Annotated in this window: 20 protein-coding genes; 6 read left to right on the top strand and 14 right to left on the bottom strand. The window is 35.6% G+C overall.

Annotation, left to right across the window (positions count from 1 at the left end):
• Complete coding sequence (locus DS745_RS11210) at nucleotides 1-1,068, bottom strand: iron-siderophore ABC transporter substrate-binding protein (protein WP_196121240.1); 1,068 nt, start codon at nucleotides 1,066-1,068, stop codon at nucleotides 1-3.
• Between the two features lie 112 nt (nucleotides 1,069-1,180).
• Nucleotides 1,181-1,777 (bottom strand): MSMEG_1061 family FMN-dependent PPOX-type flavoprotein, encoded by a 597-nt coding sequence (locus DS745_RS11205; protein WP_129078329.1) that lies wholly within the window; start codon nucleotides 1,775-1,777, stop codon nucleotides 1,181-1,183.
• A gap of 67 nt (nucleotides 1,778-1,844) precedes the next feature.
• Here DS745_RS11205 and DS745_RS11200 point away from each other — a divergent pair, with 67 nt between their 5' ends.
• On the top strand, nucleotides 1,845-3,023 hold the full coding sequence (locus DS745_RS11200) for a helix-turn-helix transcriptional regulator (protein ID WP_206662929.1): 1,179 nt from the start codon (nucleotides 1,845-1,847) through the stop codon (nucleotides 3,021-3,023).
• A gap of 63 nt (nucleotides 3,024-3,086) precedes the next feature.
• Here the strand turns inward: DS745_RS11200 and yhbH are convergent, their stop codons facing one another.
• From yhbH to DS745_RS11180, 4 genes are all read right to left on the bottom strand, one after another.
• Nucleotides 3,087-4,253, bottom strand: coding sequence for a sporulation protein YhbH (gene yhbH, locus DS745_RS11195; protein WP_129078328.1), 1,167 nt, complete (start codon nucleotides 4,251-4,253; stop codon nucleotides 3,087-3,089).
• A gap of 371 nt (nucleotides 4,254-4,624) precedes the next feature.
• Nucleotides 4,625-5,212, bottom strand: coding sequence for a signal peptidase I (lepB, locus tag DS745_RS11190; RefSeq protein ID WP_129078327.1), 588 nt, complete (start codon nucleotides 5,210-5,212; stop codon nucleotides 4,625-4,627).
• A 173-nt stretch (nucleotides 5,213-5,385) separates the two neighbouring features.
• Complete coding sequence (locus DS745_RS11185; protein ID WP_129078326.1) at nucleotides 5,386-6,621, bottom strand: TolB-like translocation protein; 1,236 nt, start codon at nucleotides 6,619-6,621, stop codon at nucleotides 5,386-5,388.
• 111 nt (nucleotides 6,622-6,732) lie between these two features.
• Nucleotides 6,733-8,628: a PrkA family serine protein kinase gene (locus DS745_RS11180; protein ID WP_129078325.1), complete on the bottom strand. Its 1,896-nt coding sequence runs from the start codon at nucleotides 8,626-8,628 to the stop codon at nucleotides 6,733-6,735.
• A gap of 231 nt (nucleotides 8,629-8,859) precedes the next feature.
• On the opposite strand from DS745_RS11180, the gene DS745_RS11175 reads away from it, so the two are divergent.
• Nucleotides 8,860-10,728 (top strand): transglycosylase domain-containing protein, encoded by a 1,869-nt coding sequence (locus tag DS745_RS11175; protein ID WP_241657799.1) that lies wholly within the window; start codon nucleotides 8,860-8,862, stop codon nucleotides 10,726-10,728.
• A 21-nt stretch (nucleotides 10,729-10,749) separates the two neighbouring features.
• Here DS745_RS11175 and DS745_RS11170 read toward each other — a convergent pair whose 3' ends face one another.
• From DS745_RS11170 to queG, 5 genes are all read right to left on the bottom strand, one after another.
• The gene (locus tag DS745_RS11170) at nucleotides 10,750-11,307 is read right to left on the bottom strand and encodes a DUF5366 family protein (RefSeq protein WP_129078324.1); all 558 of its coding nucleotides are present in this window, start codon (nucleotides 11,305-11,307) and stop codon (nucleotides 10,750-10,752) included.
• 416 nt (nucleotides 11,308-11,723) lie between these two features.
• Complete coding sequence (gene trmL / locus DS745_RS11165; RefSeq protein ID WP_129078323.1) at nucleotides 11,724-12,197, bottom strand: tRNA (uridine(34)/cytosine(34)/5-carboxymethylaminomethyluridine(34)-2'-O)-methyltransferase TrmL; 474 nt, start codon at nucleotides 12,195-12,197, stop codon at nucleotides 11,724-11,726.
• An 83-nt stretch (nucleotides 12,198-12,280) separates the two neighbouring features.
• The gene (locus DS745_RS11160; protein WP_241657795.1) at nucleotides 12,281-13,171 is read right to left on the bottom strand and encodes an amidase domain-containing protein; all 891 of its coding nucleotides are present in this window, start codon (nucleotides 13,169-13,171) and stop codon (nucleotides 12,281-12,283) included.
• Between the two features lie 312 nt (nucleotides 13,172-13,483).
• Nucleotides 13,484-14,014, bottom strand: a complete 531-nt coding sequence (locus tag DS745_RS11155; protein WP_129078322.1) for a methylated-DNA--[protein]-cysteine S-methyltransferase — start codon at nucleotides 14,012-14,014, stop codon at nucleotides 13,484-13,486.
• A 62-nt stretch (nucleotides 14,015-14,076) separates the two neighbouring features.
• Complete coding sequence (gene queG / locus DS745_RS11150) at nucleotides 14,077-15,219, bottom strand: tRNA epoxyqueuosine(34) reductase QueG (protein ID WP_129078321.1); 1,143 nt, start codon at nucleotides 15,217-15,219, stop codon at nucleotides 14,077-14,079.
• A 136-nt stretch (nucleotides 15,220-15,355) separates the two neighbouring features.
• Between queG and DS745_RS11145 the strand changes: the two genes are divergently transcribed.
• Nucleotides 15,356-16,009, top strand: coding sequence for a B3/B4 domain-containing protein (locus DS745_RS11145; RefSeq protein WP_129078320.1), 654 nt, complete (start codon nucleotides 15,356-15,358; stop codon nucleotides 16,007-16,009).
• 49 nt (nucleotides 16,010-16,058) lie between these two features.
• Here the strand turns inward: DS745_RS11145 and DS745_RS11140 are convergent, their stop codons facing one another.
• The 3 genes from DS745_RS11140 to DS745_RS11130 form a co-directional block, all read right to left on the bottom strand.
• Complete coding sequence (locus DS745_RS11140; protein WP_129078319.1) at nucleotides 16,059-16,772, bottom strand: helix-turn-helix domain-containing protein; 714 nt, start codon at nucleotides 16,770-16,772, stop codon at nucleotides 16,059-16,061.
• A gap of 15 nt (nucleotides 16,773-16,787) precedes the next feature.
• Entirely contained in the window at nucleotides 16,788-18,008 is a 1,221-nt protein-coding gene (locus DS745_RS11135; RefSeq protein ID WP_129078318.1) for a PocR ligand-binding domain-containing protein, read from the bottom strand.
• A gap of 152 nt (nucleotides 18,009-18,160) precedes the next feature.
• Nucleotides 18,161-19,042 (bottom strand): hypothetical protein, encoded by an 882-nt coding sequence (locus DS745_RS11130; RefSeq protein WP_129078317.1) that lies wholly within the window; start codon nucleotides 19,040-19,042, stop codon nucleotides 18,161-18,163.
• 458 nt (nucleotides 19,043-19,500) lie between these two features.
• Between DS745_RS11130 and DS745_RS11125 the strand changes: the two genes are divergently transcribed.
• The 3 genes from DS745_RS11125 (at nucleotide 19,501) to DS745_RS11115 (ending at nucleotide 21,886) form a co-directional block, all read left to right on the top strand.
• The gene (locus DS745_RS11125) at nucleotides 19,501-20,346 is read left to right on the top strand and encodes a hypothetical protein (RefSeq protein WP_129078316.1); all 846 of its coding nucleotides are present in this window, start codon (nucleotides 19,501-19,503) and stop codon (nucleotides 20,344-20,346) included.
• A gap of 159 nt (nucleotides 20,347-20,505) precedes the next feature.
• A complete protein-coding gene (locus tag DS745_RS11120) occupies nucleotides 20,506-20,580 on the top strand; it encodes a YjcZ family sporulation protein (RefSeq protein ID WP_129078430.1) in 75 nt (24 codons plus the stop codon).
• A 139-nt stretch (nucleotides 20,581-20,719) separates the two neighbouring features.
• A complete protein-coding gene (locus DS745_RS11115) occupies nucleotides 20,720-21,886 on the top strand; it encodes an MFS transporter (protein ID WP_129078315.1) in 1,167 nt (388 codons plus the stop codon).
• Nucleotides 21,887-21,967 lie beyond the last annotated feature (81 nt).

Here is a 21,967-nt window from a genome sequence, read left to right as displayed (position 1 = left end):
TTATTTTACTTTGCTAACTGCTTCTGAGATTAAACTTAAATACTCATCGATCGAATACTTTATTGAAAGCGGGTTTGGATTTCCAGCAGCCGCAAGTGGTGTGCTATCGCCAATAATTACAACAGAACCGCTTTCAATTGCTGGAACCTTCCCGAGGATTGGATCCGCTTGTAGCGTTTTTAACGTATTCTCATCACCATAAGCTATTAAAACTTCAGCATCTTTAAGAGCATCTGCATTTTCAGCACTTAATTCAATATAAAAGCTATTTGGATCCGTCATTTGACTCTTTAGGCTTTCAGGAAATTCCATTCCTAGTTCACCAAGGAATGCACCGCGTGGATCTCCTGGTGTGTAAATGTAAAATTTAGATAAATCTGCAACCATAAACATACCAAATGCAGCTTTTTTTCCTTTAATTTCAGCATGTTCATTTGCTTTATCTTGGATTAATTTCTCTGTATCAGCAATAAGCTTTTCTCCTTCTGCAGCCATGCCCATTCCCAAAGAGTTGAATGTAATTTGCTCTCTCCATGAAGCAATCCAAGGGCTAGTTTGATAAGCAACAACTGGAGCAATTTTACTTAAAGTGTCATAGTCTTCTTGAGTAATTCCTGAGTATGCCGAAAGAATGACATCTGGGTTAGCATCAGCAATTGCTTCAAAATCTAAACCGTCAGTGTCTTGAAAAATATTAGGTGTTTCTTCACCAAGTTCTTTTAATTTCTCTTTTGTCCAAGGTAACATTCCGCTATCATCTTGAACACCATAATTTGAAGCTGAAAAGCCCACAGGTACAACATTAAGAGCAAGAACTACATCGTGGTTAGCCCATGAAATTGTAACAACGCGTTCAGGTTTCTCTTCAATTACAGTTTCCCCAAATGCATGCTTGATCACAATTGGATATTCAGATGTTGAGGCTTCAGCGTTAGCTGTTTCCGTCTTAGGCGCTTCACTCGATGCTGGTTGATTACTAGCTTGCTGACCCGAGCAACCAACTAGTGCGAATATAAATATAGCGATTAGTAGTGTTGTGATTAATGAAATTTTTCGTTTTGTGTTCATTTGTATTCCCATCCTTGTTATTGTTTTATTTGAAAACGATTATCATTATCAGTAGTATATTTTTAAAAAAATATGTTGTCAATGGAAATTTTTTATTTCAAAGCTTTAAAAACTATTCTTTAACTTCAACCCCATTAAGTTTTAAATGATCAGTGAAAATTTTCATAATTGATGGGACGTTTCCGATATCCTGCCATGAAGTTGGTTTCCAGATATTCGATTCCTTTAATGCTCTTGGACAATGAATAAAACATTCCTCTACATCTATTCCTATTCCCAATAATGGTGCTTTCCCTTTTAAACTCATCTTTTCTAGTACTTCTTTATCGTTAAAAACCGTAGCTCGGCCGTTAATACGTAGTACCTCTTCTAAACCCGGAATCAAAAACACAAGGCCCACGTTAGGATTAGATATTATATTTAAAATTGAATCTAGCCTTTTATTACCAGGACGATCCGGTATGACTAATTGATTTTTATTTAAAATGTTGATTGTGCCCGGCAAATCACCTCGTGGCGAAACATCGCAGTTTCCTTCAGCATTAGCTGTGGAAAGAAACAGTAGTGGTGACATAGATATTAACTTTTTGCAATGCTCATCTAAAAAAGAAATACTCTTCTTAACTACTAATTCATGCGGCTCCCCAATTATTTCTCTTAGTTCCTCCTCTGTTGTAATTGCATTACGAGAAAAGTTTATTTTCTCCATTCAATCAACTCTTTTCTAGGTTTTTAACAATTAAGTTCACCTTGTAGCATACGATGTTTCATCCATTGTGTCTGCTAGTAATACTAACCAGCAAAATCATATAAGAAGTATGCTAGTGCAAAGCTTATTGTATATGATAATCATTCTCAAAAGAATATCTGCATCTAATTTCATTATTTTCGCAACACATTTAATTGTTTTTGAAAAAGTTTTAGTATATATTCTTAAAAAGGAGAATGCAAAGATGATCATAACATCCTACCAACAATCTAAAGCTACGTTTTTAGACAAACTTACGTTCAAAAAAATTAAAGGTGAAAATTTTAACCTATACACGAATAAAACGAGACCTGAGCTCGGGCACCTTATTAACTATTCAAGAGAAAACTATTATGACTTACTTATTGCTGACTATACAATACCAGAGGATTTTTCGCTGAAGTTTGATAATCCGGAGCTATTAATGCGGTTCGGGATAGTGTCTGAAGGTGTCACACACTTTAAGATTGAAAACAATCCTGTTTATTCTTTTACTCCTTCTTCCTTTTTTGTACTTGAAAAAGATCTTAGAGGGACAACTTCGTATAATAAAGGCCAACATTTTCATGGTACTGAAATAACTATATTTGAAAATTATTTTAACGAAATTTTAAAACCCAACTTTCCCAATACCATTGACTTTCAATCATTACTTAAAAACTATACCTATACTTATTTACCCTTGGAAATTATTGAAATCATTGGCCAATTACAAAGTTTACATCATGAAAATTCTTTAACTAACATTTATTTAGAAAGTAAGATTTTAGAGTGTATCGCTATTTTAATAAATGAAGTAACAAGGTCTAAGGAAAATGCATTTACAAATCAAATTGACTATGGAAATATTCATATTGGTACTAACAGGATAATAAAACTAACCTTTTCTGACATCCAAGCGATTAAAAGAGCTCATGATATCCTGCAAAAAGATTATTATAATCCCCCTACGATAAAGGCCTTAAGTAAAACGGTATACTTAAATGAGCAAAAGTTAAAGGCAGGTTTCTTAAAGATATATCACACATCTATCGGAGAATATATAAATAGCCTAAGAATGTCGGTTGCCGCCAATCTTTTATCTACCACCGATTTTAGTATTGAAGAAATTGCCCAAAAAGTCGGCTATAATTACTCCGCAAACTTTTCTAAAATGTTTAAAAAGACATATGGAAAAACACCTTTAAATTTTAGAAAGACCAAATAAAAGTCGTATACAAAAAAAATCCTTACTCCCAGCAATCAACTGTTAGTAAGGATTTATCTTTTTTTAAACCAACGTTCCCTCTTCCTTCTTAAAGAAGCTCTTCAATGCTCGGTACACATCGCCTTTTTCTTTTAAAATATAATGGCGGAAGCGTTCGTCAGAGATATTTTTGTAGGCATTCATAAGTGTACTATGACGGTTGTATTGGTTCACCTCTCCATACCCAAACATACTGGATACTTCCATTAGCTCGTTTACGAGCTTTAGGCAACGCGCATTGTCAGAGGTTAAGTTATCTCCATCAGAGAAATGGAATGGATAAATATTATAACGAGTAGGATTATATTTACCATCAATTAGTTCTAATGCTTTTCGGTAGGCGCTTGAGCATATCGTTCCACCGCTTTCTCCTTTTGAGAAGAAGTCTTCTTCGGTTACTACTTTAGCTTCTGTATGGTGTGCAATGAATTCAATGTCAACCGTCTCATATCTTGTTCTTAGAAAGCGGGTCATCCAGAAGAAAAATGAGCGTGCCATATATTTCTCCCATTTGCCCATGGAACCGGACGTATCCATCATCGCTAATACGACTGCTTTTGATTCAGGTTTGACGATTTCGTTCCATGTTTTAAATCGCAAGTCGTCATTATGGATAGGAGCTATTCTAGGCTTTCCATCCATCGCATTTCGTTTAAGGGCTGTTAAGATTGTACGCTTTTTGTCGACGTTCCCCATTAAACCTTTTTTACGAATATCATTAAATTCAATATCTTCAACGATGATATTATCTTGTTCTTTTTGTTTTAAATTTGGTAGCTCTAATTCTTTGAAAAGTAAGTTTTCAAGCTCTAAAATTGATACCTGAGCTTCATAATAATCTTCACCAGCTTGATCTCCTGCGCCTTGGCCTTTACCAGGACCTTGCTGTTCAGCATTACCATCTCTTGCTACAACATCTCCTACTTCACTTTCTCCAGTTCCTTGGCCAACGTGTTTATTCTTATCATAATTATATTTAATTTTGTATTCATCTAGAGATCTAATTGGGATTTTAATGACGTCTCGACCGTTGGACATGATAATATTTTCTTCACTCACTAGGTCAGGCAAATTGCTTTTAATCGCATCCTGAACTTTTTCTTGGTGTCTCTGCTGATCCTGATAGCCCTTACGGTGGAGGGTCCAATTCTCTTGAGAGACAACATAATTTTTGTCATTACTGCCTTTCATCCGTAATCCCCTCCTCAATATTGTTTTATTATTTTTTTGATAAAACAACAACACGATGGTACTCACATTTCTTGTCAAAAAATATTTTCTTTTTTTTAATCACTTTTTTTCAATTACTCGCATATAAATAATTCGACGAATGTGTGACGTATGATTATCTATCACGACTTCAAAGGAAAATATATTATTTACTCTATCCTATGCAGAGACTAACTAGAGTTGACAAAAAATTCTAATATTTATTCAATCGTGTGTTTGGACATGCAACATATTATGAGAAAATCAAAGATTTTTAAAAACAAGAAAATTAGGACAAGTTTGGTTACATACCAAATATAAAACATAAAAAAGTAGACCGCACATTGTGCGGTCTACTTCAATAACCGTAAGTCTTTAATTGGCCAGTATGCAATATCTGCTTTTCCAACTATTTTATCAAAGGGGATAAAACCAATATGACGGCTGTCAATACTATTCGGACGATTGTCTCCTAATACAAATATATGATTATCAGGTACTGTTTGCTCACCAGTCAACCATTCTAAAGTAAAGTCATCGGTATATGGTCTGGTCCGAAAATTTGTTTTAATCTCACTTAAATAAGTCTCTTCGATCATTTCACCATTTACATATAGAGTGTCATCCCTAAATTCAATTGTATCACCTGGGAGACCAATAATTCTCTTAATGTAATCAGTGGTTTCCGTGGCATGAAAGACAATCATGTCAAATCTCTTAGGTGAACCTACATCATAACCAATCTTATTAATAATCACTCTTTCTCTGTCTTGAATCGTAGGCATCATCGATGACCCATAAACAATGTAGTTAGTAAACAAGAAAGCTCTAATTGCTACAACGATTACTAACACAACTGCGAGGGTCTTCACCCAACTTACTATTTCTCTTTTAATCCTTTTCTTTCTTTCTTCATTTTCAAGTTCTTGATTTAGCTCCATCTAGGTCCACCCCCCACTTTGTAATAATTCTAATTAAAATTTATCACCATTTGGATGTTAAAAACAAATCATATGCTCATTTTTTCCAGTTAATATTATTTTAAACTATCTTCAATGGAAAGATGACTAAATTTTCTAAAAATATTTATATGTTTTACACAATTCAAACAAATTTACTGATAAAAGCTAATTACCTTACTCCAGCCAAAAGAATCCTCGTATAAGTTGCCATCTCCCACTCTCTCAACGTATAGTTCTTGGTTCGTTCCATCTATATCACTCAAATAAATGTTTCCGAAATATGTTTCATCGGACTGTACCCAAGCTAACTTACCTAGGTCAGTTAAATAAAGTGGCATGTAGTCGCCTTTTTGTTTCCCAGGAGAAGTCAACTCAACCTGCTGATGGGTAAGAAGATTTACATGATATAAACTTGGCTTCGGTCTTTCTGTAGGATCATTGGACCATTCAGACTCCTTTGCACGGGAAACGACAATTTGAACTCCGTCAATCCAAGTGAACCCTTTTTCTACAAATCCTTCTGGTGTTAAAGATATTCCTTGGTGAACCGGAAATTCATTCATCATTAAGTGCTTATTCTTTACCGCAAACCTTCCTTCCCCCTCAATAAAGGCAAGACGATTTGATCGCGGTGACCACTTAAACCAATCATCAAAATATAACATCTTCCCTAATTGCTGAAATGCTTTTCCATCTGCTGCAATGACACAAAGAGTATTCATATCCATCGACAGAGATGCTGTCGGCATTCCAATAAACGAAATCCAACTACCATCGTTTGACCACTTAAAAGGGCTTGTCGTTACCGCGAAAAATTCATCAGACTCATTAGGTAGTGTATAAAAATGTTTAATTCGTTTTGGATCTAGCTTCGCATCCACAGGAACAGTAAACAATTCAACACCTGTCCAGCCAGTTGGTAATAAGTTGGCTACCGAAGATATGAGAAAACCTCGCCCGTGAGGTTGCCATGAAAAATTCCCGACACCTTTTGCAACATTTTCAATTTTTGTTTCATCCTTTTTATTCACGTCTGAAACACTTAAGACTCCATTTGTAAGAAATGCAAGCTTATGTTCTTTGGGAGACCATTGAAACGCTTGAGTATTATCTATAATTTGAAACATTTCTTCATTTTCAAGTTGGTAGACCCAGAGCTCGTCCTCTTCCTTCCCTTTTGAAAATGCAAGCCAGCCACCATCATAAGACCATTTGAGATTACGGATAAACTCACCGTTCGTGATCTGTTTTTCATGTTGTCCAACTTTCAACCATAGATCATTCTCACGTACAAACGCTACATTTATAGATGAAGTAGCTTCGACAATTGGATGTATCGGGATTGTTAATAAAATCGATAATAAAAATATGAAAACAAGCTTTTTCATACCGCTACCTTCCTTCATTCAAAGTTACAACCTTTTATACTTTCCCATCTGAAGGTAAAACCATACAAAAAACGGCTATTTCCCCTAGTGAGGAAAAGCCGTTTTTTTTATTTATCGATTTAGTAAACTTCCTACATAGCGCAGTAATTCATTTGCTGAAACAGAGTTATAGCCATGCTCATCAATCAATCTCGCAATTACTTCGTTAACCTTTTTCAATTGATTTTCATCTGGAGTGGTAGATGACGTTGTAATTTTAACAATATCTTTAAGGTCAGCAAATAGTTTTTTCTGAATTGCTTCACGTAATCTCTCGTGAGAGTTATAATCAAAGCGTTTTCCTTTACGAGCATAAGCAGAAATACGGATAAGAATTTCTTCACGGAAAGCTTTCTTCGCATTTTCTGAAATTCCAATCTGCTCCTCGATCGAACGCATTAACTTTTCGTCTGGATTTAACTCTTCACCAGTTAGTGGATCGCGAAGTTTATTTTTATTGCAGTATGCTTCAACATTATCTAAATAGTTATCCATAAGTGTCTTCGCAGACTCTTCGTACGAATAAACAAAGGCTTTTTGAACTTCTTTCTTGGCAATTTCATCGTATTCCTTACGTGCAACTGAAATGAAATTGATATAGCGTTCACGATCCTCTTTAGATATCGAAGCATGTTGATCTAAACCTTCTTTTATCGAACGTAATACGTCAAGAGCATTGATTGATGTCAGTTCTTTACGAATTATTGCCGAGGAAATACGATTTATGACATAACGTGGGTCGATTCCTGTCATGCCTTCATCCTGATATTCCTTCTTCATTTCTTCAACATCTTGAGAATTGAACCCTTCGACAGTTTCTCCATCATACAACTTCATCTTCTTCAAAATATCGACGCCTTGTTTCTTAGAGTCTTTTAATCTAGTTAGGATTGTAAAAATAGCTGCAACCCTTAATGCATGTGGTGCTATATGAACATCGGCAATATCACTATCTTTAATCATCTTGCGGTATATTTTTTCTTCCTCAGAGACTCTAAGATTGTAAGGAATTGGCATAACAATCATTCTCGAATGTAGCGCCTCGTTTTTCTTGTTAGAAATAAATGACTTATATTCTGCTTCATTTGTATGAGCAACAATCATTTCATCTGCTGAGATAAGTGCAAACCTACCAGCCTTAAAGTTCCCTTCTTGGGTTAACGATAGTAAATGCCATAAAAACTTCTCATCACATTTTAACATTTCTTGGAATTCCATTAGTCCACGGTTCGCCTTATTTAATTCACCATCGAAGCGGTAAGCTCTTGGATCCGACTCTGAACCAAACTCTGCAATCGTCGAAAAGTCAATGCTTCCTGTTAGATCGGCAATATCCTGGGATTTAGGGTCAGATGGACTAAATGTTCCAATCCCTACCCTTTTATCTTCAGACAACAGAATTCGTTCAACCACAACATCTTCAATACATCCATCGTATTCCTTCTCTAAGCGCATCACATTTAAAGGTGATAAGTTTCCTTCAATTTTTATACCATACTCTTGATAAAATTCGTCCCGTAAATGGAGAGGGATTAAATGAAGAGGATCCTCATGCATTGGGCAACCTTTAATAGCGTATATCGCACCACTATCTGTTCTTGAATACTTTTCCAACCCACGTTTTAACATTGATACAATTGTTGACTTACCCCCACTTACAGGTCCCATGAGCAATAAGATACGTTTCCTTACATCTAATCTCTTGGCTGCTGAATGAAAGTACTCTTCAACTAACTTTTCAACCGATTCTTCAAGACCGTATATTTGGTCACTAAAAAACTTATACTGCCTTTTACCGTCAATTTCTTCAACACCAGCATCTTTAATCATGTTATAAACACGTGAATGTGCAGTCTGAGCAACCTCTGGTCTCGCCTTAAGAATTTCTAAATATTCACCGAAAGTACCTTCCCACAATAAACGTTTCTCTTCTTCTCGAAACTCTTTCAGTCTATTTAAGATACTCATCATATCCCTCCCAATTCTAGATGCCTTAAATGTAAGTTCTTGATACATACTATGCCGAAGTTGACTTGTTCATGCGTTTGACAGTAGTTTCCTCTGAAAAAAATGACCCATTACACGTACTAGGTGCTACAATTAAAGAGATTTCATAATTAAATAACAATAAATAAATACTCGTACTAGCAGGTTGTCTTGTGCGACTGCCCAGTAGTGAGATTATTATATGATGAAAGAGTGAGATTGTTGCGGAAGAGCACTGGTTTTTTTCTCATAATTATGTTCATAACTTTGTTTTCATTCACCCTAATTGGTCTAATAAATGAATTCAATGCATTTCAAAGTATAACCTCGATTGTAAAAGAAAGTGTTTACGAGGAAGATTTCGTATTTCATTCAAATAGCTATATATATGATGAGGACGGAGAGATTATCTCCGATGTTTATAGTAATGAAAATCGAATTTATGTACCTTACAATGACATTCCCCAAATGTTTCTTTATGCTATGATTGCTACGGAAGATCGTAATTTCTTTTCACATAAGGGATTTGATATGGCTGGTATAACAAGAGCTCTCTTTATTAATGCCGAAAAACAAGGAATTGAACAAGGTGGAAGTACGATTACACAGCAGTTAGTGAAAAATATCTATCTTAGCAATGAACGTTCGTACAATCGTAAACTAACGGAAGTACTCTACGCTTACCATCTAGAAAATCTATTCTCTAAAGAGGATATTCTGGAATTTTACGCAAACACAATTTATTTTCAAAATGGTGTATATGGAATAGAGGCTGCTAGTCGCTTCTACTTCTCAAAATCAGCGAAACAATTATCCGTTTCTGAACTTGCTTTCTTAGCAGCAATTCCAAACAATCCGACACTTTATAATCCAATGATTAGTCCAGAGAATACCCATCGTCGAAAAGAATGGATTCTAACAAAAATGTTTGAGATGAACTATCTCACTGAAGAACAATTTAAAACCGCCAAGTCTGAGAAGATTGCTCTAACGCCTACGAAAAAGGTTGATCGTTTTCCGGATTATATTACTTACATCCATTTTGAGCTTGAACAGTTAGTCGGAGAACAAGATGGATTTAATACGGAAATTGCATTAGCTACTACCACTGAAGAAAAAAGTGTTCTATTAGAAAAAAGGCGTCTTCGTGTAGATCAGTTATTAAAAAGCGGTATCCACATCTATACGGGATTTCAATCCGAAAAACAAAATCAGGTCATTCAGACCATTAAGAAACATCTGCCGGAAAATGATATTCAAGGTGTTGCGGTTATGATTAATCATTATACTCACGAGATTGTTGCAATTACCGGAGGCAAAGACTTTAATAAGTTTGATTTCCACCGAGGTTTTCAAGCATACCGTCAGCCAGGGTCATCCATTAAACCTTTACTTGTCTTTGCTCCCTATTTCGCAGAAACTAACTCACCGATTAACAAATCAATTAGTGCTGCACCATTCTGTAAAGATAGCTATTGTCCACAGAACTATGGTGGCTCCGTTTATGGAAATGTTCGAATCGATGTAGCCCTAAAGCATTCTTATAATACTGCAGCCGTTAGAATGTTGGATGAAATAACTGTAGAAAAAGGGTTCTCGTATTTAGAGAAGTTTAATTTTGCTAAGACTGTTGACGAGGACTATCGTTTACCTGCTGCTCTAGGTGGCCTTACGTTTGGGGTAAGTCCATTAGAGCTTACAAAAGCTTACACCACTTTTGCTAATGATGGAATATTTCAAGACGCACGAGGAATTCAAAAAGTTGTTGATCAAAACGGAAAACTATTATATCAATGGGAAGATAAACCGAAACAAGTGTGGAGCAGTGAGGTAAACGAAAAGATGCTAAATCTGCTAACGAAAGTTGTTACTGAAGGTACAGGAAGAAAAGCAAATTTTACTAGTTCCTATATTGGAGGTAAAACAGGTACAACCAATGAGTTTTTTGACCTTTGGTTCGTTGGCTTGACTGAAAATTACACGACCGGAGTATGGGTTGGACAAGACCAACCGCAAAGTTTAGCTTCAATCAACTCCCGAAGCCCTCATTTACTTATTTGGCGAGACATAATGAAAGAGTAAGTAGTTCTCTTTCTACTTACTCTAAACAGGTAAACTAGCAACAAAACTATTGTATAGCTTAATCGTTGCATAAAAAACAGTCAGTGTGAAAGAAAACCAAAAAAAGACATGAAAGAAAATTAAACCAACAAGTCCAATAGACGATAATGAAGAACTTACCTTATACACGAAATAGATGAAGTAACTAAATGTTACAGCTACTAATATCAACAAAATCACGATAATCTTTTGAAAAAATAAGAGCGATAGTAGACTACCAATTAAATAAAGCCAAGAGCCGGAGCGTATTTTTGTTAGTTCTGTCCCTTCTTGGTCTCTCGAAAAAAACAATAGCGAAAGTTCAACAATCGTATCTGCAATGAGTTTTAATGCAGCAAATACCATAAAGAAGAGTAATAAAAGTAAAAATAATAACGTTAACTTAATGCCGCTATCAGAAAACACCTCGGTCATCCCGTCGTAAACTCCGAAATCATGTAGCTTTTGTATAATAATTCCTTCAGAGTAAAGGGAAAAGGTTATACTAAAAATTAGGATCGAGATAAGGGGAAAATGACTTGTTAAATAAGTGTTCTTCAAGGAGACCCTTCCTTCTTTAAAAATGGTTTCTTCCATCATACTATATATTTAGACCCGAGTTTAGAGTACAAAATGAGAGACTTTTGGAAATACTAGGATAAAAGCGAGTAACTCTTTAGTCGCAAGTTAAACAACATCTTTAAAGAAATAAAAACTTATCACAATATACAATCACAGTAAAAATAGTTAAACATTTTTCATTCACATTGTTTGCTTTATCACTTATAATGAAAGAATAATACTAGGACAATATTTTTCTAAGGGGGCTTCCATTATGACAACATTTTTAATTTTCGGTGTTTGTGTGGCATTCCTAGCTGCTATTTTCACTGCAGGATATAACGAAAAACCAAAACGTCACTAATAGTACATACAAAGGAGCTGACAAGTCAGCTCCTTTGTTATTTTCAAAAGCATTATGTTAATGATGGAAAGTTCTGTTGGCGTAATGCCTCATAGACTAGTATAGCTGCTGTGTTACTTAAATTCAGAGACCTAATCTTATCTGTTTGTGGTATTCGTAAACAGCGTTCGATATTCTCTGCTAGTAACTCTTTTGGTAAGCCAGTTGTTTCTCTTCCAAAAACAAAAAAGTGATCTTCTTCTACATTGCTATAGTCAAAATCAGCATAGTTTTTCTTTCCTACTGTTTCAATAAAATAAAAATTGCCGTTAGAGTACTTTTCAAATAATTCTTGAATTGAATCGTAGTAACTAATTTTAACACTTGGCCAATAATCACAGCCTGCTCGTTTTAGCATCTTATCGTCAGTAGAAAAACCTAATGGACGTATTAAGTGTAGCGAAGTATTTGTGCCAGCACAAGTACGTGCAATATTTCCCGTATTAGCAGGAATTTCTGGCTGATATAAAACAATATGTAACCCCATTTTTTCACCTCTATTTTTATCGTCTTTTCGACTAACCTATATTATAGCATTACCAAATAGAGTGAAAAAAGGGGCTGCTCTAATTATCCATCAATTATATGAAAAAACTTGTACTTAATTTTTGACGTATACGCAGTTGAGTCTTTGTAATCCCAATATCTCATTCGACTATTGGTCGTTTGCGCATTGACTAATGGCATATTACTTCCATCCTTTGCAACGACAATTGTGGTATGTTGCCATCTACCATCACCATTGAAATCATAGCAAATGACATCACCCTTCATTAATTCCTCTGGCCTAGTAACTTCTTTAGCTCTTAGTCCTGAGTTTGCTCCACTTAAATACCATCGTAATGAATGAGCTACAGACCAACTAAGGCTCCAATTCTTATTTCGATACCACCAGCCTTTGTTTTTGTTTGGATAACCTGTCATTGGTGCCCCACCAGCATGTAAGCATTGAGAGATAAAGTTAGTACAATTGTTCTCAAACTTTTTAAATTGAGGATTATAGTCATTCCACCATCGCTCAGCATAACGGACGGCCTCAAGTCTTGAGTATTGAAACCTTGCTGTCTCTATATCCATACTCTCTCTTTCCAAACTAGTAGATTCCTCTAAGAGCATCTCTCTTTCAGAGTTGGTACTATAGTCATCAATTAACTCTTCTCCTGAAAAAATAGCACGTCTCTCCTCAATCTGTTCTTCGATGTGAAACTTATTATTTTGCTTAATTAAATACTGAAAATGAACAGCGTAATCTACCAGTCGTTGATCCTCTAATTTCTGTACGCTCAATACTGTTCCATCGACAACTGATTTTACAATTTTACCTTCTCGTTCATTTAAACTTCGGAGCTTCCTACTTTTACAATCTTGTTCATTATCTCGAATGTAACAAAAACGATCATCCGAGATATACGAGTTGTTCATCAAGTTGATATGATTTCCCAAAGAATTTAGCCACCCCAACCTATACTCCTCCTCCATTGTATTACGTCCTAAATTAAATGTATGAGGATTATGTGGGTTACATGATGAGTACAATCTTTACCAAAGGCTCTTTTCGTAAACATTGTGGCTTTTCTATCCTAAAATTATTGGAAAAATACCTTAGATGAAGATATCAGCCAATAAATTATGTAAGAAAAGAGCATTACTTACTAAATTAGTGGTGAATTCTTAGTAATTTGTGTAAAAATCCGGCTTTTGGGATTTTTACGAAAGCAACCAACTTTGCAAAAAAAGCCTTACCAAAAGAAAAAACTACGCACTGCGTAGTTTTTAAGATATTTTTTTAATTGCACCCTCAATTTCTAACAATATCTCTTTCTTATCTACTCCACCACCATAACCAACGAGAGCACCATTGCTTCCAATCACCCGGTGACATGGAATGATAATCGGAATTGGGTTTTTATTATTGGCACCCCCAATTGCTCGAACAGCTTTTGGAGCACCAATTTCCTGAGCGATTTGCTTATAACTCTTAGTTTCACCATACTCAATTTTTTTTAGCGCTTCCCAAACTAAACATTGAAACTTTGTTCCGATAAGATCTATTGGAAGATCGAATTTAAGGCGTTTTCCAGTGAAATACTCGTTTAATTGAGTAACAACTGGTTCAGTATCTTCTGGACTAATAGACAGGTTTGCTCGAATATAGTTCTTTTTCATCCACACTTTTATCGTTGCTAACGTTTGATCTATGGATCCGAATTCAATTAAACAAACTCCTAAATCGCTACATACGACGGTTAACGGACCAAGTGGGCTATCCATTTCGTTATAGTAAATGGCTGATCTTTTTTCCATACTATCCCCTCTTTCAATCCTCTTGTCTTAATAGTACTTGACTCTATTATTGTTGACCACAGCTAAATTTTCTGATTTTTGAGCAAATTCAGCCCTTTTTCAATCTCAGCTACCACATCTGCGTCTTTTTCTCTCTCTTTCGCCGCATTTAGGATGATCTTGGACTGATCTGTGCCTATTTTCCCAATTGCCCATGCTGCTGTACCTCTAATGACTGGCCTTGTATCTTCCTTTAATAGTTTTTCAAGGTCACCTATAGCTGTCTGATCTTTATAATGTGCAATTCCAATTATTGCATTCCTTTGAAGAGGTTTTTTTCCTCGCCAAGCCCCAGACAGAGAACCGAATTTTTCTTTAAAGTCTCGATTACTTATGAATAAAAGTTCCTTTAGTAACGGTTTCACAACCTCAGGATCTGGTTCCATTTCTTCATGCAAGTGAAAATCCTTTCCTTTGTTTTCAGGACAAACCTGTTGGCAAGTGTCACATCCATATATTCGATTACCTAGCTTCTCTCTATATTCATCTGCTAAAAAAGTTTTTGTTTGTGTTAGAAATGCGATACATTTATTTGAGTCTAATTGACCACCTTGAACAATTGCCCCCGTTGGACAAGCATCAATACATTTTGTACAACTACCACATTGATCAGCAATTGGCGTATCAGGCGGAAGTGGGATTGTAGTGATCATCTCCCCTAAATATACGTAAGAGCCAAATTCCTTTGTAATAATGGAACAGTTCTTCCCGCTCCACCCAATTCCGGCTCGCTCTGCGACTGCTCGATCACTTAGTTCTCCTGTATCAACCATTGAGACAACCTTTGCAGTTGGAACCTTTTCTAGAATAAAACTTTGGAGTAGAACTAACTTTTGTTTTAGTATCGTATGATAATCTTCCCCCCAAGATGCCCGGCAAAATAGACCTCGCCGTTCATCTCTTTTACTTAATGGCGCATTTTTCATTTTTGAGGGATATGCTAAAGCAATTGCAATAATTGATTTAGCTTCTGGTAGAACTAAGTCTGGATAAACTCTTTTATCAATATTCTTTTCCTCAAAACCTGACTGGTATCCTAAGTTTTGTTGCGTAATAAGTCTTTCTTTTAACTCGACAAAGGGATCAGCAGAAGCAAAGCCAATTTTATCTATTCCGATACTGCTACTATATGCAATGATTTCTTCTTTTAATTGGGCAAGTGTCACTGAAGTCCCTCCTTTATTTTATTATCAGGTATTTTATGGTAAAATATCGGTGTCAGGCACCACTTATGGACATTCTGGGCAATTTGTCCTTACCCAGTGGATGTTCTAGAAAATATAAAATGTGTAGGTGACTATTTTGATTATAACAATTCATGAAGAATTGAAAACTTTAGCGCCTAATTTTAAAGTCGGCGTAATTTCTTATTCTAATATAAATGTACATCATTCTTCAAGTGAAATACAGTTGGATGTAAAGGCAATATGTGACAGGCAACAATTGTACCAAAATGTTACTGACATTGTTGGCATCAAAGAGGGGCGTCAGTTATTTAAGATGATTGGCACTGATCCATCAAAATACCGTCCTTCCTCAGAAGCACTTCTGCGTAGAGTTTTAAAAGGAGACCCTGTACCTAGCATTCATTCTGCCGCTGATGTGAACAATTTATTTTCTATAAAATACGCTATCCCAATTGGGATCTATGATTTTGATAAACTTTCACTTCCAATTGAAATTCGTGTAGGAGATGAAAACGATTTATATGAAGCCATAAATAATCGAGAAACAAATATGAAGAGTAAACTTTTATCAGCTGATAAAATAGGACCTTTCGGTAGTCCAATTGTTGACTCGAAACGGACTATGGTAACACCAGAAACAAAGAACGCTCTGCAAATTATCTATTTTCATCCTGAACTTCCGCAGGAAAGCCTCAATTCAATTACAGAAGAAATCAAAGACTACTTTCTTCTGCACCATGGTGGAACGGGTACATCGACGATTATCTGATAATCAGCTACAGAAAAGAAGTAGTGCATCCACTACTTCTTTTCTATGACTAACGATAAAATTGATTGCGATACTGACTAGGAGTCATATTTTCAACCCGTTTAAAAACCTTCGTAAAATAACTAGGTTCTGCATACCCTATCGCAAATGCGATGTTAATAATAGGAACATCAAAATTCTTCAAGAGTTCTTTTGCCTTCTCCATTTTCCGATCCGTTACATATTTAACAAAGTTAACCCCTAGCTCTTTCTTAAACATCTTACTTAAATAGTAAGAACTAAGGTTCATTTTTTCTGCTACATAGGTTAACGTTAAGTCTCGGTTCAAATTCCCCTCAATAAATTGAACGATTTCGCTTATCTTCAACGTGACTTTACGTGCGGGGAGTTGTGGCGTCTCAGAAAGTCCCTTACTGATTAAGTCAATTAATATTCGAGGTCTTGATGGTTTCTTTATATATTGCTTAACCCCTAGCTTGTTGAATGATTTTTTTAGTTGTGGATCTTCTTCCATTGTAAATACCATTAGTTTCTGAAGGGGATTATGTCTTCTCATCTCAACAGCTGATGTTAGACCGTTCATACCAGTTAAACGATGATCCATAATTACTAAATCAATGTTGTCTTTTTCTACGTACTCACATGCCTCTTGACCATTATCAGTTTCAAGAACAACGACTTGCCTTCGATATCTTTCTTGAAGAAGCGCTTTAATACACTTTCTCTGAATTGGTTCTAAGTCAGCAATAACTACCTTTAACATTGACTTCACCCTTTCTTAATCACCATCAAAAACAGGTATCCTAACAGTCACATCTGTGCCAAGCTTTTCTTCACTATCTATAGTTATCTGCGCGCGAATACCGTATCTATCTATTAATCTCTGCTTCAATACCTTCAAATTCATTTCCTTAACTATCTCTCTACCACTCAGCTCTAAAATACCTTCAATCTGATGTTCATGCATCCCAACTCCATTATCTTTCACTCTAATTTCTATTGTTTTATTGATTAATTTGATAGATACTAGGACGTTTACTTTGCCTGACTTCATTTCAACACCATGTACGATTGCATTCTCAACAATAGGCTGAATGATCATGGATGGGATAATCAAATTTTTAGCACTTTCATCAACTACCAATTCATAAGAGAAGCGCTCACCTAACCGAATTTGTTGTAAAAATAAATAATTATGTAAATACTCAAATTCTTCTATTATTGATACATCTTTACCAATATTCGAAACAAAATATTTTACAAGGTCTAAGAGTGTGAATGTTGCCTCTTCTGTCTTCGGAGCCTTTTCAAGGTAGGATAAGCTACCAACAGTATTTAGTGTTTGAATTAAAAATTGTCGATTTACTTGTGACTGTAGTGTCTTTCGTTCAGATGTCCTTAAGGCCATTTCTAGATTGGCCTTCGTTATTTTAGACTGAACTAGCTGAAGCGATTGCTCATGTAATTCCTTTTGCATAACATTGACGTAACCTTTTTGAGCGATCTTATTTGCGATCGTAAACATAAGATGTGCTGCAGCTTTAATCTTTTTCATTGGTACAATCGGAATTTGGGTGTAGGCTTCAATCAACTCATCGTCTTCTTCAATATCAAGCGTTTCATCAATAATATATTCTAGATTAGATGTTTGATCCGCACTTACTACCTGGCCACCCATAATGGAACCTAAATACTGGCCATTAACGATGATAGGTGCTGCAAAATCAACGAAGCCAGAATGACACATATAGATATATGGTTCTCCGGTACGGGCCGCTTCTAAACCTGCTCTTGAATCACATTTTCCGCATAAATCTTTTGTATCCTTACGATACCTGATAATTGAACAGTATTTCGAACAACCACTATGCCTCGTAAAAGGTTTTCCACGATAATCAACGGTAATTGCAGCAAATCCTGTAGCTTCTGAAAAGTCATCTTGAATTTTTTGCAAGGTCTCTACTTCAACGACATTTGTAAGCTCTAATAATTTTCTCATAGGGCAAATCCTTTCTAAAAAAGGAGTTATTATTTTTAACACTACAACGTTTAGATAGGGAAGTAAACCTACCTTTCCCCCGAAATTCCGACTATTTTATGATAATAATGAACAAAAAAAAGAAGAGGCAACGATTCTTTGCCTCAACCCTATTATTTCAATGTGATAGACGGTAAATCTAACACTTTAAAGGTTCCATCAATTGCCTTCACATGAAATGCCAAAGGACCTTCATCTCCAAATGAAACATAAGGCTTTCCATCGTCAGTTACAAGACTGACGAGGAACTGATACCAATCATGTTCATCTATATATTTTATCTCATGTACTTCAGAAATGTACGTTACTTCTCCACCAAGCTCTTCAATAAATCCACGCAAAATTCCGGGGCTGTCTTCTAAAGAAACCTCTCGATATTGCTTTACTTTCTCGTAGATCCACTCGTATTCGCCACCATAGAACTGCGCTGCTAACTCATAATTTTCAGTTTGAAACCCACGAAAAAATAAATCTAGTGCTACCATTGGACTACCACTAATTTTAGCATCTCTTAATTGAAATGTGCTCATTGCTGTGCGAGCTTCAACAACCATTTGACTATACTCTTTAATCTCATTCTCGTTCGAGTATGGAACGTCAAGTGGAAGCACAAAATAATAGACAGAACCATTACTCGTTGCAAGATATCTTAGTTGGCCATATTCATCTTGCTCCCATTCCGTTTCATCTACTACATAAATGGTGACTAGTTCTGCTCGTCCGTCTACTTGTGACTTGTAAAAGAACTTCGTTGCTTCTTCACTTTCTTCAACCTCATACTTACCATCCCAGGTATTTGGAAATGAAACCGTAAATCCGTATATTTCATTTTCATACAATGTTGTGGCTTCGAGGCGATCTTCTAAATATGCAACCTCACTCTTAACGACCGTTTCATTATTTTCTTTCGTTACTTCACCTGAGGTTTTTTCACTATTAGCACATCCAAATAGTGGAAGTAATACGAATAGAAATAAAAATAGTAATCTTCTCATACCAATTTCTCCTTTTTCTCATTATTTACAAACCATAAGTCGCCAAATAATGGAAAAAGGTTTCATTATTTTTTTATATTAATTTATTATTGAAAAAGCTATAACCGACACTACGACTATTACAAATAGTCCAACTAAAACATTAACACTCTTCTTGGATTTATTCCAAAAAAACAAGATTGAAAAGTAAAAGGGAAAAACGATAATTCCAATCACCCCAGCATAGAGAACGAGAAAAATTTCCATTTCCACAAATGTTAAAAAACCGTAAACACAATAACCTATCCATACTATGAAAAGAAAAACGCCAAAATAGTAAAATTCTTTCATAAACATTCACCTCTAAGTATTGGACGTTTAATTGAAGAAGAGGTTTCATTCAAAATAAAGTATGAAATAGTTGTGCCAATGGGAAACTTAAGTTACTAAACTTTATCTATTCTACTAGGAGTCATGAAATGAGTAATTTATGGTGGTTTATCATCTTAGCTATATTAGGGTTGTTATTGTTCCTTTTTACTATCTATAAAACAAAAGAACCACGTAGAAAAATGTTGATGATTTTCTTAGTGGTTGCGGGACTTTCCTATCTACTTGAGTATGTTATTCTGGCCTTATTTCATTCTTATAACTATTATCCGGGAGTAATTAATGATCTGTGGTACGATACACTCCTTGGAGCTATTATCTCTCAAGGAATTACGATACCTACAGTTGCCATGTGTATTGTAGCTTTTCACCTGAATTTTTATTGGATCATTGGTTTTTCGGTAATGTTTATGGCAATTGAAGAATTCTTTCTATATGTCGGGGCATATGAACAGAACTGGTGGCAAACTCCTTACACAGGGATACTACTTATTATTGGTTTCCTAATCGGAAAATGGTGGAGTAAACAACTAGATAACCCACCTAAATGGCTTCAGTGGATGAACATATATTTAACAATTAACATCATTAATCATACAATCATTTATTTAGTTATTGTATTGAATGGTAGCCACCAATTTACCGTCAATTGGTTCACAGATAAGATACAAAGTCATGTTGCTTTTGATGCCCTATATTGGTTTATAAGTGCAATAATTAGTACGTTTATTATCGGCTATTTCTATCGACCATTGCTAATTTTCGTTCTTTATGTTGTACAGTGGTTGTCATTTTTTCATTTAGAACAAATCGGTGTTCTAACACTTAATAACTATTGGACTCCACCTATCTTTGCATTACTTCCCGTTCTTTTTTTAATTATTTCAGCGGAGCTGGTGAAAAGGTTAAGACCATACTCTAAGATACTAAATTGAAAGAATATTGATTCAAGTAAGAAAAGCTAAATAAAAATTTTCACATCTTTGAAACGAAACGGCAATTTCATTAATTAGCCCAAAAATGGGTAGTCGCCCACTCAATTTTCGCTTCCCTACATAAGGTATTATTGTAACACAAAAGGGAGGTGTTATAGAATGCATAACAGCTTTACTTTAATCGTCGTGCTGTTCATTCTTTTAGTGATCGTTGGATCAGCATATATTGCCTAAATCAATGTAGTAATGACCACTCATTTTGAGTGGTCTTTTTTAACTCACTGAGGGATTTACCTTGTCTCTAATGTGCTATTCCATATTCTCTTATGGTATAATTTCTTTGATTTATCTTTATCAAGAAGGTGGAATTATATTGAAACAAACAAAAGCATTACCCGTACTTTTTGCCGTAATGTTCCTTGTGATGGTTGGCTTCGGAATTATTATTCCAGTCCTTCCATTTTATGCAGAAGAACTTGGGGCTTCGCCTACCCAGCTTGGACTACTTATGGCTACCTATTCCCTAATGCAGTTTATCTTTGCTCCTATGTGGGGCAGACTTTCTGACCGAATTGGTCGAAAGCCAGTAATCATGATTGGTATTTTAGGTCTCTCTATCTCTTTCTTTATGCTGGCAGTTTCTACTCAGCTATGGATGTTGTTTGCTGCGAGAATTGTTGGTGGGATATTGTCATCTGCTAACATGCCAACCGTAATGGCTTATGTTGCAGATATTACATCAGAAGAAGATCGTGGAAAGGGAATGGGAATTATCGGAGCTGCTACTGGCCTTGGTTTTATCTTTGGACCTGCAATCGGTGGTGTTTTTACAAACATTAATATACATACTCCGTTTTATATTTCCGGTGTTTTGTCGCTACTCACTTTATTTTTTGTTTTCTTTGTCTTAAAGGAATCATTAGAGCCTTCACAGAGTAAGGACGCGAAAAAAGAGAAAGCACCATGGACAACAGCTATTCGTGGGCCATTGTCTATGCTATATTTTTTACAATTGTTTGTTTCTCTTTCGTTATCCGGCTTAGAGGCAACCTTTGCCTATTATGCAGCCAAAAGGGCAGGCCTAGATTCAGTCACTCTTGGATATATCTTTATGATCATGGGACTAGCTAGCGCAGTTGTACAAGGGTTAATGGGGAAATTGACTAAGAGATTTGGAGAAGCTCGGATCATTCAAGCTGGTATACTTATATCCGCTACTGGCTTCGGACTGATCCTACTAATTCAGGACTTCACTACCGCAGCTATTTTCCTAGCTATTTTTGGGATAGGTAATGGTGTTATCCGACCTAGTGTTTCCTCTTTATTAACAAAGAAATCTAAAGCAGGATACGGAATGGCTACTGGATATTTATCCTCATTTGACTCTTTAGGAAGAATATTTGGACCAGTACTTGGTGGCTTACTATATTCGATTGCAGTTGGTTTACCGTATATTTCGGGTATCTTATTATCATTGTTTGCCTTTATCATCTTTAGAGTCTATATAACAAGATCCAGAAGCGAATTGTCTTCCAATTAAATTTCAAACGTTACAAAAGCGCTATGATACATTTGTCATAGCGCTTTTGTGTTAAGCAATAACTTCAATTATTTATGGATC

The sequence above is a fragment of the Anaerobacillus alkaliphilus genome (assembly GCF_004116265.1).
Lineage (GTDB): Bacteria > Bacillota > Bacilli > Bacillales > Anaerobacillaceae > Anaerobacillus > Anaerobacillus alkaliphilus.
The sequence above is the reverse complement of the archived record's forward strand: the minus strand, read 5'-3'. Positions and strand labels throughout refer to the sequence as shown.

Excerpts from the sequence above, each read along its gene's own strand:
- DS745_RS11130 (WP_129078317.1), bottom strand. The coding sequence starts at position 19,042 with ATGAGAAGATTACTATTTTTATTTCTATTCGTATTACTTCCACTATTT.
- DS745_RS11135 (WP_129078318.1), bottom strand. The coding sequence starts at position 18,008 with ATGAGAAAATTATTAGAGCTTACAAATGTCGTTGAAGTAGAGACCTTG.
- DS745_RS11210 (WP_196121240.1), bottom strand. The coding sequence starts at position 1,068 with ATGAACACAAAACGAAAAATTTCATTAATCACAACACTACTAATCGCT.
- lepB (WP_129078327.1), bottom strand. The coding sequence starts at position 5,212 with ATGGAGCTAAATCAAGAACTTGAAAATGAAGAAAGAAAGAAAAGGATT.
- yhbH (WP_129078328.1), bottom strand. The coding sequence starts at position 4,253 with ATGAAAGGCAGTAATGACAAAAATTATGTTGTCTCTCAAGAGAATTGG.
- trmL (WP_129078323.1), bottom strand. The coding sequence starts at position 12,197 with ATGGGGTTACATATTGTTTTATATCAGCCAGAAATTCCTGCTAATACG.
- DS745_RS11180 (WP_129078325.1), bottom strand. The coding sequence starts at position 8,628 with ATGAGTATCTTAAATAGACTGAAAGAGTTTCGAGAAGAAGAGAAACGT.
- DS745_RS11140 (WP_129078319.1), bottom strand. The coding sequence starts at position 16,772 with ATGTTAAAGGTAGTTATTGCTGACTTAGAACCAATTCAGAGAAAGTGT.
- DS745_RS11185 (WP_129078326.1), bottom strand. The coding sequence starts at position 6,621 with ATGAAAAAGCTTGTTTTCATATTTTTATTATCGATTTTATTAACAATC.
- DS745_RS11155 (WP_129078322.1), bottom strand. The coding sequence starts at position 14,014 with ATGGAAAAAAGATCAGCCATTTACTATAACGAAATGGATAGCCCACTT.
- DS745_RS11205 (WP_129078329.1), bottom strand. The coding sequence starts at position 1,777 with ATGGAGAAAATAAACTTTTCTCGTAATGCAATTACAACAGAGGAGGAA.
- DS745_RS11125 (WP_129078316.1), top strand. The coding sequence starts at position 19,501 with ATGAGTAATTTATGGTGGTTTATCATCTTAGCTATATTAGGGTTGTTA.